At 39.1% G+C, this 14,106-nt stretch carries 13 protein-coding genes; 9 read left to right on the top strand and 4 right to left on the bottom strand.

Features of this window, described 5'->3' with window-relative positions; genetic code table 11:
• Positions 1-19 precede the first annotated feature (19 nt).
• From rpmG to G498_RS0110765, 7 genes are all read left to right on the top strand, one after another.
• Positions 20-202: a 50S ribosomal protein L33 gene (gene rpmG, locus G498_RS0110800; RefSeq protein ID WP_026981158.1), complete on the top strand. Its 183-nt coding sequence runs from the start codon at positions 20-22 to the stop codon at positions 200-202.
• Between the two features lie 46 nt (positions 203-248).
• Positions 249-401, top strand: a complete 153-nt coding sequence (locus G498_RS15635; RefSeq protein WP_081694232.1) for a DUF4295 domain-containing protein — start codon at positions 249-251, stop codon at positions 399-401.
• 335 nt (positions 402-736) lie between these two features.
• Entirely contained in the window at positions 737-1,690 is a 954-nt protein-coding gene (gene ftsY, locus G498_RS0110785) for a signal recognition particle-docking protein FtsY (protein ID WP_026981157.1), read from the top strand.
• Positions 1,691-1,876: 186 nt separating this feature from the next.
• Complete coding sequence (locus tag G498_RS0110780; protein ID WP_026981156.1) at positions 1,877-2,296, top strand: lipocalin family protein; 420 nt, start codon at positions 1,877-1,879, stop codon at positions 2,294-2,296.
• Entirely contained in the window at positions 2,296-2,592 is a 297-nt protein-coding gene (locus tag G498_RS0110775; RefSeq protein ID WP_026981155.1) for a DUF721 domain-containing protein, read from the top strand. The genes G498_RS0110780 and G498_RS0110775 overlap by 1 nt, the downstream gene beginning before the upstream one ends.
• A 103-nt stretch (positions 2,593-2,695) precedes the next feature.
• On the top strand, positions 2,696-5,128 hold the full coding sequence (locus tag G498_RS0110770; protein ID WP_026981154.1) for a TonB-dependent receptor: 2,433 nt from the start codon (positions 2,696-2,698) through the stop codon (positions 5,126-5,128).
• 5 nt (positions 5,129-5,133) lie between these two features.
• On the top strand, positions 5,134-5,688 hold the full coding sequence (locus G498_RS0110765; protein WP_035744029.1) for a PepSY-associated TM helix domain-containing protein: 555 nt from the start codon (positions 5,134-5,136) through the stop codon (positions 5,686-5,688).
• Between the two features lie 101 nt (positions 5,689-5,789).
• Here the strand turns inward: G498_RS0110765 and G498_RS0110760 are convergent, their stop codons facing one another.
• From G498_RS0110760 to bshC, 3 genes are all read right to left on the bottom strand, one after another.
• Positions 5,790-6,209, bottom strand: a complete 420-nt coding sequence (locus tag G498_RS0110760) for a nucleoside-diphosphate kinase (protein WP_026981152.1) — start codon at positions 6,207-6,209, stop codon at positions 5,790-5,792.
• A gap of 68 nt (positions 6,210-6,277) precedes the next feature.
• Positions 6,278-7,111 (bottom strand): formylglycine-generating enzyme family protein, encoded by an 834-nt coding sequence (locus tag G498_RS15485; RefSeq protein ID WP_051269860.1) that lies wholly within the window; start codon positions 7,109-7,111, stop codon positions 6,278-6,280.
• A gap of 139 nt (positions 7,112-7,250) precedes the next feature.
• Complete coding sequence (gene bshC / locus G498_RS0110750) at positions 7,251-8,843, bottom strand: bacillithiol biosynthesis cysteine-adding enzyme BshC (protein ID WP_026981151.1); 1,593 nt, start codon at positions 8,841-8,843, stop codon at positions 7,251-7,253.
• 113 nt (positions 8,844-8,956) lie between these two features.
• Between bshC and G498_RS0110745 the strand changes: the two genes are divergently transcribed.
• Both G498_RS0110745 and G498_RS15480 read left to right on the top strand, forming a co-directional pair.
• Positions 8,957-11,146 carry a B12-binding domain-containing radical SAM protein gene (locus G498_RS0110745; RefSeq protein WP_026981150.1) on the top strand — a complete coding sequence of 730 codons (2,190 nt, stop codon included), beginning with the start codon at positions 8,957-8,959 and terminating at the stop codon, positions 11,144-11,146.
• A 108-nt stretch (positions 11,147-11,254) separates the two neighbouring features.
• On the top strand, positions 11,255-13,375 hold the full coding sequence (locus tag G498_RS15480; protein ID WP_051269859.1) for an ATP-binding protein: 2,121 nt from the start codon (positions 11,255-11,257) through the stop codon (positions 13,373-13,375).
• A 77-nt stretch (positions 13,376-13,452) separates the two neighbouring features.
• On the opposite strand, the gene G498_RS0110735 is transcribed toward G498_RS15480, so the two are convergent.
• Positions 13,453-13,986, bottom strand: coding sequence for a YfbU family protein (locus G498_RS0110735; RefSeq protein WP_026981149.1), 534 nt, complete (start codon positions 13,984-13,986; stop codon positions 13,453-13,455).
• Between the last annotated feature and the right edge of the window lie 120 nt (positions 13,987-14,106).

The following is a 14,106-nucleotide window of genomic DNA, read 5'->3' as shown; positions in this document are numbered from 1 at the left end:
CTAATAATATATATCAAAGATGGCAAAGAAAGGTAATAGAATCCAGGTTATTTTAGAATGTACTGAGCACAAAGCTTCTGGTGTTCCGGGAACATCTCGTTACATTACTACGAAAAATAAAAAAAATACTCCAGACAGATTAGAGATTAAAAAATTTAATCCGATTTTGAAGCGAGTAACTGTTCATAAAGAGATTAAATAATTAGGAGTTTTTAGCAATAAAAATTTCGGATAAAACATAAAGAGTCATGGCAAAGAAAACCGTAGCAACTTTACAGACAGCTTCAAAAAGGTTAACCAAAGCAATCAAGATGGTAAAATCTCCAAAAACAGGAGCTTATACTTTTGTTGAGGCAGTTATGGCACCGGAAGAAGTGGATGCATTCTTAAGCAAGAAATAATTCCGTTATACAAGATATAGGAAAGCTACTTTCATTCGGAAGTAGCTTTTTTATTTTTTATATATTTTTTTTTGTGCTAATATTTAGCCTAAGGGAGGGCAGCACCTCATAAAAAATTTATATTTTTGAGATGCAATCTGAATCTTGTTTCGGTTTGCTGTGATTTGAAGCCAAACTGCAGGCGTTTTTTATACGTAATTCCTGCTGTCCGCTGTATCTTTTTTTGGTGACTTCGAAAGCCTCAGCCACCAAAAAAAGGATGCCGCTCCCATCAGGGCTAAAAAAAAACTTTAGGCTTCTTTTTAACGTCTAAACCATAAGTCATACTTTAAAGAATGAGCTTTTTTAAAAAAATATTTTCTTCTGAAAAGAAAGAAACCTTAGACAAAGGACTTGAAAAATCAAGTTCCTCATTTTTGTCAAAACTAACCAAAGCGGTTGCCGGAAAGTCAAGAGTAGACGACGATGTACTGGATAATCTGGAAGAAGTTTTAGTATCATCCGATGTTGGGGTAAATACGACCTTAAAAATTATCGAGCGCATCGAAGAACGCGTTTCCCGGGACAAATACTTAGGAACCGACGAACTGAACAAAATTCTACGCGAGGAAATCGCCGGTCTTTTATCGGAAACCAATTCCGGAGAAGCCACCGAATTCGAAATACCGGCCAACAAAAAACCGTATGTAATTATGGTGGTTGGGGTTAACGGTGTCGGGAAAACCACTACGATTGGAAAATTGGCGTACCAATTCAAAAAATCAGGTAAAAATGTAGTGCTTGGTGCTGCGGATACCTTCCGTGCTGCAGCCATCGACCAGTTGCAAATCTGGGCTGACCGAGTAGGCGTGCCAATCGTTCGTCAGCAGATGGGCAGCGATCCGGCTTCGGTTGCTTTCGATACGTTGCAATCCGCAGTAGCACAAAATGCCGATGTGGTGATTATCGATACAGCAGGACGTTTGCATAATAAAGTCGGTTTAATGAACGAACTTACCAAAGTAAAACGCGTCATGCAGAAAGTGGTGGAAGACGCACCGCACGATGTGTTACTGGTATTAGACGGTTCAACTGGTCAGAATGCCTTCGAGCAGGCCAAACAGTTTACCGCAGCTACCGAAGTTTCGTGTTTAGCCGTTACAAAACTCGACGGAACCGCAAAAGGCGGCGTAGTCATCGGAATTTCCGATCAGTTCCAGATTCCGGTAAAATACATCGGAGTAGGCGAAGGGATTGAAGATTTGCAGGTGTTCAACAAATACGAATTTGTGGATTCGTTCTTCAAATAGGAGTTTATATAATTTTAAACAAAAAGGTGCTATTCAATAGTGCCTTTTTTTGTCTATGTTCCTCGTCAAACTTTTCAAAATGAGATGTTTTTGGATCGACATTAAAAAAACGAAACAGTTTTACTGGTTTATTTTTTAGACTTGGATTTTCAGAGTACCTTTGTGAAACTAAACCGGATCGTAAATATGAAAAAAATAGCAGTAGTTTTTTTGTTGGGAATCATCAGCCTTGCCTGTAAAAAGGAAATCAGTGAGCAGGAACTGTCAAAATTAAACGGCTACTGGGAAATTGAAAAAGCTGAAATGCCGGATGGATCCAAAAAAGAGTACACCGTTAATACCACCATAGATTTTTTTAAGGTTGACAACAAAAAAGGATTCCGGAAAAAAGTAATGCCGCAACTCGACGGAAAATACCTGATGAATGATTTGGCTGAAAATATTCAACTGGAACAGAAAGACGGAGAAGTATTGGTGCATTATAATACGCCGTATGCCCAATGGAAGGAAGAAATTCTGGAACTTTCAGACGATAAACTGGTCGTGAAAAACGAACAGGATATCACGTATTATTACAAAAGAGCAATCCAATTCAGCTTGAAATAATGGCGAAAAGATTCAGTGAGGAAAAACCAATCGGCAGTTTGTTGCAACAGTTTATTCAGGAGAATAAGCTCGAAGGCGGCATGGATAAAATTAATGTGGCCGAAGCATGGAAAAATCTCATGGGCCCTGGCGTCAATAATTATACTACAGAAGTGCTTTTAAAGGGAAATACGCTTTATGTGGCTCTTTCTTCAGCGGTCTTGCGGGAAGAATTGAGCTACGGAAAAGAAAAAATCATTAAAATGATTAATGAGGAATTGCGAAAAGATGTAGTTAAAGAATTGGTTCTTAAATGATTACAAATTTTATTTTTATTTATTCTAAATAAGCTTGTTTTTTGTTTTCGACTTGATTAGTTTTGTGTCAAATTAAAATTAATCTAAATAAGCTTAATTCGAAATGAAAAGCCCAATCTTTTTTTTATTTGCTGTTCTTTTTTTTGCAATAAAAGTAAATGCCCAAAACACTGGAACAATTAAAGGAACCGTTGTTACCACTAATGAAACCCCAATCGAAAACGTATCAATTACATCCTCAGAAGGCGGTTTTAACGTTACTACAAATGTTAAGGGAGAATTCACAGTCTCAAATGTGAAACCCGGAAAACTTACTTTAGTGTTATCCCATGTAGGTTATACTTCTTCTTCCGTTGTTGTCAATGTGAAGCCGCAAGGTGTAACGGTAATGCCAAAAGTTTACCTTAATGAAATTGCCAATGAAATATCCGAAGTGATTATATCGGGCAGCGTAATCACCAAATCATTAGCTACCGGAAAAGGGGGAATCAAGCCCATAGATTTACCACAGAGTATTCAGGTGATCAACAGTAAAATTTTAGAACAACAGCAAACGATACGCTTAAGTGATGTCGTTAAAAATGTTAATGGTGTGTATGTAGGCTCAGCCCGTGGCGGTGCTCAGGAATCTTTCTGGTCCCGCGGTTACGATATGAGTGCCAACAATATGTTTAAAAACGGTTTCCGTATTAACTCAGGATCCATGCCGGAAGTAGCTTCTTTACAGCAGGTTGAAGCCTTGAAAGGCAGTTCTGCTTTGTTATTTGGCAATGTGGCTCCGGGAGGTATCATCAATATGGTAACGAAAACGCCTTCTTTTACCAAAGGGGGAAGTATCTCCTTCCAGACAGGGAGTTATGATTATTACAAACCGATTGTAGATTTCTACGGTCCTCTGAATAAATCCATTGCATACCGTTTTGTAGGATCTTATGAAAAAGCACAAAGTTTTAGAGATGTGGTTGAAAGAGAGCGTATTTATGTAAATCCGTCATTACTTTTCAAGGTTGGAACAAGAACCGATATCGTGTTGCAAGGAGATTATTTAAAAGATAACTGGACACCGGATTTCGGAACAGGTGTTATCGGAAAAAAGATTGTTGATATCCCAAGAGACACCTATTTAGGAGCAAAATGGTCTAACGGTTTGACTACTCAGGCAACGGTTAACGCTCAGGTAAATCATAAAATCAGTAAAAACTGGAGATTTAGTTCAAACAGTTCCTTTCAGGACTACACCCGAAAATCGGAAGGTACGGAACGCATCCAGCCCGATGCACTTGGTAATTTCAAAAGACCATTGGGAAAAAATAAAAACACAGATTTAATTGCCGGACAGCAGTTTAATTTCCAGGGAATCTTCAAAACAGGTGGTATTAAACATCAGTTATCAACCGGGGTGGATTGGGATTACAGTTTTACCCAAGCCTATACGTATGCTTTTGACAGAGCAAACTATGATTTGACTCCGGGAAATACCGTAAATATTTTTGATCCGTCAACCTATGAAATGGAATACGATATTCCGGGATCCAGAAATACAAAAATTGTAAAAACTGAAACCAACCGATTCGGAGCTTATGCACAGGATTTGATTTCGTTTACAGATAAAATTAAGGTTTTAGCCGGTATTCGTTGGTCTTGGCAGGAAGCTCAGGCATCTACTTATGAAGATGCTGCTTTTGGTCCGGAAAACGATCCGGATGTGCAAAAAGACCCAAAACGTCTAGACCGTGCTTTTTCTCCTAAAGTAGGAATTGTTTACCAGCCGTTTAAAAATATGTCGTTATTCGCAAGTTATGCGAACTCTTTTACGCCTAATACAGGAACGGATATTTACGGCAGTACATTAGAAGCTTCAATTATAGATCAGTATGAAGTAGGGGTGAAGAAAGATTTCTGGAATGGAGTTTTAACAACCAATGTTACCTTGTATCAGATTATTAATAGTAATTTTGCCCAGATGGCGCCATTCTTAGCAGACGGAACGCCGAACAATACCGACACCACCAAAAAAATACTTTCCGGAGAGACAACCAGTAAAGGAGTTGAATTGGATGTTACAGTAAAACCTATTGAGGGATTAAGTGTTTTAGTGGGATACAGTTATAATGACATGCGTTTTACAAAAGTTTTGGGAGAAGGGATACCGGGAAGTTTTGTTAAAGGAGATCGCGTAGCCAGAACGCCGCAACATACAGCGAATGCAAGTTTCTTCTATACCGTTCCAAACGGAAGATTAAAAGGACTTTCTTTCGGAAGTATTGCTAACTATATCGGAGACCGAATTGGCGGATGGAATAATGATTATTTCTACAACACTACGACTAATATGGTGGAATTCCGCGATCGTGAAATCCCGGTTAAGGGGTATGCTACAATCGATGTTTCTGCAGGTTACGAATGGAAACAATTTTCTGTCTTGTGCCGATTGTCAAACATCACCAACGAGTTAAACTATACGGTTCACGAAAACTACAGTATCAACCCGATTGCACCCCGTCAGTTTATGACAACCTTGAAGTATAAATTTTAATTAAAATGAAGAAAAGAGACAAAAACATTCGATCCATCCACCGTGATTTTGGGTATTTCTATTTAGGTTTAATTATTTCTTTCGCTTTTTCAGGGATTCTGATGAACCACAGAGAAAGCTGGCATCCGGAAAAATACACTGTCGAAACGAAATCGGTAACCGTTCAATTGCCTTCGGAAGACGCGATTAACGAAAAATTTGCTGAAAACTTAGGAAAGGAATTAGGTGTGAAAGACAAATTTCGTCGTCACGGCATTAAAAAAGGAGACTTGCGGATCTCTTACGAAAACACCGATGTTGAAATAGACCTGAAAACGGGAAAAGGCGAAATCGTGTCGTTTAAGAAAACGCCTTTTATCAGTCAGACGATGAAACTGCACAAAAACAATTCCAATTGGTGGATTTATTATTCGGATATTTTTGGATTGTCTTTAATCACAATAGCCGTTACCGGGGCCATGATGATTAAGGCTGGTAAACACACTTTTAAAAGAAGAGGTTGGAAACTGGCATTGGCCGGAATTATTTTCCCATTAGTCTTCCTGTTTTTATTGGCCTGATTAATTAAATAAGGTAGGTTTAGTTTAAATAAAAATCCCGATTCAGACGAATCGGGATTTTTTATTTTCAGGTTTGTAAAATCACAAACGTTTTTTTCGAATTAGAACTGCTCTCTTCCTGCAAAGTGGAAAGCACTTTCGATAGCAGCATTCTCATCAGAATCAGAACCGTGAACAGCGTTCTCACCGATAGAAGTTGCATATTTTTTACGGATAGTTCCTTCAGCCGCTTCAGCAGGATTGGTTGCCCCGATTAAAGTTCTGAAATCTTCCACTGCATTTTCTTTTTCAAGGATAGCCGCCACAATCGGACCTCTGGTCATGAATTCCACCAATTCTCCGAAGAACGGTCTTTCACTGTGTACCGCGTAAAATTTCTGAGCATCTGCAACAGTTAATTGCGTCAATTTCATAGAAACGATTCTGAAACCGGCTTCAGTAATCATATTTAAAATTCCTCCGATGTGTCCTTTTTCAACCGCATCGGGCTTAATCATTGTAAATGTTCTGTTAGTTGCCATTTCTGTATTTTTAAATTTGGCGCAAAAGTACTGCTTTCTTACTGAAAAACAACTTACTTAACAGAAAATTATTTTACAGTGCGAACTACGCGGAAACCAAAAAACTCATTTGTAGATTTAGGGTTCCAGTTCAATTGGTTTTTCGCAGGGTTTAAGTAGTCCAGTTTGCTGCTGTCCCAAGAACCGCCTCTAACACAACGTTTTTCACCTCTGTCCGGGCCAGTTGGATTCTCTCTCTTTTCTACTTTATGATAAATAGGGCTGTAGTAATCCCAACACCATTCCCAAACGTTTCCGCTCATATCGTACAAGCCTAATTCATTGGCTAATTTTGTACCGATTTCTTTTGGCGCTTTTTCACTGTTTGTCGCATACCAGGCAATCAGTTCTAAATCGTTACCGCCGGAATACGTAAAGTTTTTAGATTTCTGTCCGCCTTTGGCTGCATATTCCCATTCTGCATCGGTTGGTAAACGATAACCGTCTGCTGTAAAATCGCAAACATATTTGTCTCCTTTTTTGCTGTAAGCCGGTTTCAGGTTGTTTACTTTGCTAAGCCAGTTGCAGTAGTCAACAGCCTGTACCCATGTAATGTTAGTGATTGGAAATTCATCTTTCCATCCCCAAACCGGTCTGTTGGGCATTTCAATTTTATTAGCACTTGTATAGGCTTTCCAATCTGCTACCGTAACCTCATATTGAGCCATTTCAAAGGAAGATACTGTTACATCGTATACGATTTTCTTTTTTGTTTTGGGATCAATAGCATTTTCACGAGGAGTCATTTTTACAGTACCGCCTTCTACCATAACCATCTTAGGTTTTGTGTTGGAAAGCTGATAAAAAGAGCATAAAAAAAGTGCCAAAGCACCTAAACCAAGCATTGCGTAATTTTTCTTCATATTGATAATTATAACTTTTTATTGAATTTCTGTTGCGAAAATAACATTTTTTTGGTGTCAACTTAATTTCAAAAGAAAAATGTTAGACGAAATGCATAAAAATATCGACGAAATGCAGAAAAAAGAAATTATAAATACGTTATTGTAAGTAAATTATACTAAACTCTGAAGATAATGGATTTAATTTTTCAAACAATTTTGTGGTTAAACCCTCACCTTCAGTAAGATAAAATTCCGAAAAATTGTTTTTTCGCTCCTGAAGTGACTGGTTCGGGAACAATTCGTTTTGAAGTTTTACCATTCGTTCCAAACGTTCCTGATGCATTTTTTTCTCGGCTTTCAGCAAGCGCTTTTCAAGATTTTCCAATCCTTTGAGCTGTTTGGCTTCCTGAGCTTTTACTGCGCCCGAAAAAGAAGCGTCCGTTTGGGCAGCAATGGCGTTCAGCTTTTCAAACTGTTCGCGTAAAAATTGTTTCTGTTCGGAAAAATCAAGGTTGAATTCGGATAATTCCTTTGTTTTTTTATTGATCAGGTTCGCTTGTTTTGAAAACAAATCCGACCACGTCAAGGACAGCGCATCTGCTTTATCCGCCTGTTTCTGATAGGCCAGCAATACCGAATTCCGAACCAGAAGTACAGGGAAAGTAACATTGAAAGCTTCAAAATTCGATTTCAGCTCCAGCCAATAAGCAATTTCACCGCCGCCGCCGATATAGCACAAATTAGGCAAAATGATTTCCTGATACAAAGGGCGTAAAATTACGTTCGGACTGAATTTCTCCGGATGATTTTCAACTTCGGCTATTATTTCAGCTTGAGAAAACACACGAGCGGTATTGTTGATTTTATAGGTGTTGTTTTCGAAAATGATGCGCTCCCGGAGGTTATTTTCAATATAGAACAGATTAATTTCCCGAGGTTTCACCTGAATCGTATAATCGTTCAACTGCTTAATGGTTTCGGAAACCTTTTGATAGGAAGTTTGCTGTGACAATTCCTCTTTTACATAAGGAACAAAAAGTTGTTTCAGATCCGAATCATCACCATCCACAATCACCAAACCTTCTTTTTGGAACAATTCGTTGGCGATAAACCGCGTGGCATCGGCTAAATTAGAATGCTCCAGATACGCTTTTCGGAACAAATGGCGCAGGGTTTCCGCATTAGTTCCGGCACCCAGTTCTTTGGAAAATACGGCGAAAACGTCTTCTAAACCTTCTGTGGAAAGCCGTCCCACCGGCCCGAAACTCTCGCGGTTCCAATGAATTTTTTTGTTTCTGAAATAGAAATAGTTAATTTCTTCAAAATCGTGATCTTCAGTGGCCATCCAATAGATAGGCACGAAATTACAGTCCGGGTATGCGGTTTTCAACTGTTTCGCCAGATTGATGGCCGATACAATCTTATACAGAAAATACAGTGGCCCGGTGAACAGATTCAGCTGATGTCCGGTGGTAATCGTAAACGTTTTTGCGTTTTCCAAAAGCGAAAGGTTCTGTTGTGTTGCTTCGGAAATCTGGAAACCTTTGTATTGCTTTTTTAATGCAGCAACCAAGACTGTTCTGTTTTCCGCTCGAAAATTAGCCGCCTTTTCGTTCATCTGCAGCTTAAAATTCTCCAAAGTGGGAAACCGATGGTAAAACGACTGTACTTTAGGCTCCTGATTCAAATAATCAACAATAAGCTTTGAAAAATATCCGGAATTCTGGTAGCTGATACAGTCTGATGGCATAATTATTCTTTGTTTCTGCTAAATTAACAAAAATAAAGGTAGCGAAAATCGGTTTAACAAAGGGTTATGAATTTTAATTTTTCGGCTTACTTTTGCAGTTAAATCATAAAGTTTTGCAAGACATTCTTCTAATCACGCCACCGTTCACCCAACTGAATACTCCGTATCCGGCAACCGCCTATTTGAAAGGGTTTCTGAATACCAAAAACATTTCATCCTTTCAGATGGATTTGGGTATCGAAGTGATTCTGGAATTGTTTTCCAAAGAAGGTTTAATGCAGATCTTCAGGCAATCAGAAACTTGTAAAAGCGATTTTTCGGAGAATGCCCAACGCATTTTTGCCCTTGAGAACGAATATGTCAAAACCATTGATTCGGTTATTGCGTTTCTGCAAGGTAAAAATCCAACGTTGGCAAGACAGATTTGTCTGGACGGTTTTTTACCCGAAGCGTCCCGTTTCGCACAACTCGAAGAATTGGACTGGGCGTTCGGTTCAATGGGTTTGCAGGACAAAGCGAAGCATTTAGCGACTTTGTATTTAGAAGATTTATCCGATTTTATCGTAGAATGTATCGACGAAAATTTCGGATTCAGCCGATACGCCGAACGCTTGGGCAGAAGCGCCAATTCGTTTGATGAATTGTACGATTATCTGCAATCGGAGCCTACTTATATTGATGCTATCACACTGAAAATATTGGAGCGAAAACTGAAGGAGGTTCAACCGAAATTAGTCTGCTTTTCCGTTCCGTTTCCTGGGAATCTTTACAGCGCCTTTCGCTGTGCGCAATTTATCAGAGCCCATTATCCAAATCTAAAAGTCTCGATGGGAGGCGGTTTTCCGAATACGGAATTGCGCGAAGTAAAAGACCAAAGAGTTTTTGAGTTTTTCGATTTTATCACGTTAGACGACGGCGAATTACCGGTCGAACTGTTGCACAACCATGTAAATCATCCGGAGCATCACGAATTTAAGCGGACCTTTCTTCTTGAAGATGAAAAAGTGGTTTACAAAAACAATACACTGCGTCACGATTACAAGCAAAGCGAAGTAGGAACGCCGGATTACACCGATTTACCACTAGAAAATTATATCTCCGTAATCGAAATTGCCAACCCGATGCACAGTTTGTGGAGCGACGGGCGTTGGAACAAACTAACGATGGCACATGGCTGTTATTGGGGCAAATGTACGTTCTGTGATATTTCACTGGATTACATCAAAATTTACGAGCCGATTGCCGCCAAGACATTGGTCGATCGGATGGAAGAACTCATTGCGCAAACCGGTCACAATGGTTTCCATTTTGTGGACGAAGCTGCACCGCCTGCGTTAATGCGGGAAGTCGCTTTGGAAATTCTGCGACGGAATTTAACGGTTACCTGGTGGACGAACATCCGTTTTGAGAAGAGTTTTACGGCTGATTTGTGCGTTTTGCTCAAAGCGTCTGGTTGTATCGCGGTTTCCGGAGGTTTGGAAGTTGCTTCTGACCGATTACTGAATTTAATTAAAAAAGGTGTAACCGTAGAACAAGTTGCCAAAGTAACCCGAAATTTCACCGAAGCCGGCATCATGGTGCACGCTTATTTAATGTACGGTTATCCGACACAAACCATTCAGGAAACCGTAGACAGTCTGGAAATGGTGCGTCAGATGTTTGAATTAGGGATTTTGCAGTCCGGATTTTGGCATCAGTTTGCGATGACAGCACACAGTCCGGTAGGAATGTTCCCGGAAGAGTTTGGCGTAATTCCCGAACGGAACGACATCACTTTTGCCAATAACGATGTGCAGTTTAAAGACAAAACCGGCATCAATCACGATAAATTCAGTTTCGGGCTGAAGAAATCGCTCTTGAACTATATGCACGGCATCTGTTTTGATTATCCGTTGCAGGACTGGTTCGACTTTAAAATCCCAAGAACAAAAGTGGCGCGGGATTTCATTTACAACTGTTTACAGGAAACGAATTCTTTTGCGACGAAACCGAATGCGAAAATCGTCTGGATTGGCTCACTTCCTTATGTGGAAACGTTTACCAAAAGCAAAAAAGGAAATTCGTGGGAAATGATGCAGTTCACGTTTCACGGAAAACAGGAGGCTTTTGAAATCGTAACCGATAAAGAAAGAGGTTTCTGGCTGTTGCAGCTTTTGTCCAAAATAGCGGTTCAGAACGACAGGAAACTTACCTTTCAAGATATAAAAACCGATTACGAAAATTCCAATCTGGAAGATTTTGAACTGTTCTGGTTTTCCAAACCCATTGAAAAATTAAGGCAAAACGGATTGCTTTTGTTCTAAAAAAAACAGTTAAAAACAGATTTTTTTTTAAAATAAGTATAGATTTATTGTTTGTTTTACGAATAAGTTGTTAAATTTATAGGAAATCATGCCGGTTAACATTGGCGTATGAAAGGCAAAACAGTGAAATCTATCTTTACTCGTTACAGAATTTCCACCTTTTCTAAAGTGATTGCCCTGCTTTCACTTGTAACGTTTGGCCTGCTGCTATTAGTGTTGTCACTTTATTTTTATACCCGAATTCAGGAGAAGGAAATTTTCAAATCCAGCAAAGCGTTGTATACGAATGAAATAAATTCGTTGCTGAAACTGAATTCAGAGCCTTATGCTTCCGTTCTGGCCGATGTGACCTATTGGGATGAATTCGTGGATTTTACCAAAACCAGAGATGTTAAATGGTTCAATACTTCTGTCGCCAACATTATTGATACCTATAAAGTTGAATACCTTTGCGCGTACACTGTTGACGGCGAGTTTATTACGAAAGTTTCCACCTTAAAAATTCAGACAAAGGAATTTATCCCCAAAAGTATTTTTCAAAAGTTAGACGAAAAAAAAATGGTTAAATTCTACCTGAAAATTCCCGAAGGAGTAGTGGAAGTGTACGGCGCAACCATACATCCCTCCGACGATCCGTTTAAAAACAAAACCAAACCTTCCGGTTATTTCTTTATGGCCCGCCTTTTAGATTCGGAATATTTTACAGCCATGGAAGAAATTTCCAGCTCAAAAATTAAATTCTACACGGGAAAAGAAACGGCTAAAAAAACGGTTTTTACCATTATTCCCCTGAAAGACCATAACGGAACCGTTGTTTCAAATTTGTATTTCAAACGCGCTTACGATATCGATTTTTCCATTACCAAAAGAATCCTGCTGATTACGGCTTTAGCGCTTATCCTGTCGTGGCTTATCTACTATTATTACGCCAATCAGTGGTCGAGGTTGCCCATCAGTTTTATCAAGAAAATATTGGTAAACGGAGATCCGACAGCCATTGCGTCCTTAAAAAAAATTAAAGGAGAATTCCGGTATATCGGGAAACTGTTTGAAGAAAATCAGGAGAAAACCAAACAATTGGCCATCGCTAAAAGCAGGGCGGAAGAGAGCGACAAGTTAAAATCTGCCTTCCTGATGAACTTATCGCATGAAATCCGAACCCCGATGAATGCCATTCTTGGTTTTACCGATTTGCTTTCCAATCCGGATATAAGCGAAGAAGAGAAAAAAGAATTCATTAGTATTATCAAACAAAGCGGACGGAACCTGATCGACATCATCGACGATTTGGTGGAAATGTCCAAAATTGATTCCAATATCGTAAAACCGAACATCTATCCTGTTGATTTGGAGGAATTGGTTAAAACCATCCACACTTCTTACAGCATTATTCATAAGAATAATAAGGTTGAATTTAAGGTAATAGCACCAGACAATAAACCCTCAAAGAATATTTTAACCGACGGAACAAAACTGCAGGAAATCATCACCAACCTGTTAAACAATGCCTTTAAGTTTACGGAAGAAGGATACGTTCTTTTGGAATACAACATCGACGAACCCGATAAGCGGATTGTTTTCAGGGTAAAAGATTCCGGTATAGGAATTCCCGACGAATTTCAGAAGAGCGTTTTTAAACGGTTTAGTAAAATCAATGCCAAAGGAATTTCAGCCAATGAAGGTTTGGGATTAGGACTGGCCATTTCAAAAGCTTATGTGGAAATGCTTGGCGGAAAAATCCGTTTCGAATCGCAGAGCGGAGTAGGGACGACTTTTACAGTTTATATACCGTTGCAATACGATGAAACTGAAAACACAGACAAACCCGCCGCAAAAGTTACGGTTCCGGTAAATGTCGGAAACGAGAAAATCATACTGGTGGCCGAAGACGATAATATCAACTTCATTTTGTTGGAAAAACTCCTGAAAATGCACGGTTTCACGGTTCTTCGGGCAAAAGACGGATGGGAAGCCGTACAAATCTGCAAAGAAAACGATGAAGTGGATTTGGTGTTCATGGATATAAAAATGCCGAATTTAAACGGTTACGAAGCCTTTCAGCGCATCCGGGAATTCAATGCCGGGATTCCGATAATTGCCCAAACCTCGTATTCCTTTTCCGAAGAGATTGAAAAGATTAAGGAAATTGGTTTTAACGATTATATGTCAAAGCCTTTGGATAAGTCGAAAATACTCTTTCTCATTAAAAAATATTTTGAGGAAGCATAGCATAAAAAAAATCCGGCTTAACCGGATTTTTTCCCAAATTCAAATTACTATTAAAAACTGGATGGCGTGTATATATTTTAGGCAGATACCGATTCCTTTTCCAGAATCGAAAGGAGTTTAATTAAATCGGTTCGGGTCAGGTGGTACTGGTCATTTTCAAGGAGATAATTCTGGTAATTTAGCATCTTGCGATATTTGAATAAGGCATTTTTGCTTTTCTCTTCCAGATTCAAAGTACGGTACTCGCGCCATAAATCCATTTTCTCCATCATGAAGGTCATATATTGGCTGTGAAAGTGGCCGTTGGCTCCAAAACCTTCAAAAGCTAAGGCGTTGAGGTTGAGCGATTCTTTTTCGGTCTTGGAAAGCGACTTCAGGCAGTTGTTTATGCGTCGGTACATATTGAGTATCTGTGTGGTTTCTTCGCAAATCTCAAGTGAAATTTCTTCAGTACTTACATCAAATACTTCATAATATTGCTCGGTAAAACCATTTTCCAAAATTTCGATTTTTGTCTCATGGTCCGGATTGTCGCTCTCCAATTTGGAAAGGATACGGTATTGATTGGTCAGAATCTGACGTTCAATAATGGATAAACTTTCTGGTATCATAGCTTTCTGATTTGATAAAGCAATATTAAGTACTGAAAATGAAGAAGGGTTGCGGAAAATCCGCAATAAATGTTAAAAAGAAGTTTCAATTAATTGTTTAAATTTACAGCCACTAAAATG

This window comes from Flavobacterium suncheonense GH29-5 = DSM 17707 (genome assembly GCF_000430025.1).
GTDB classification, from domain to species: Bacteria; Bacteroidota; Bacteroidia; order Flavobacteriales; family Flavobacteriaceae; genus Flavobacterium; species Flavobacterium suncheonense.
Note: the sequence above shows the minus strand (reverse complement) of the source record. Positions and strands in the feature narration are given on the sequence as shown.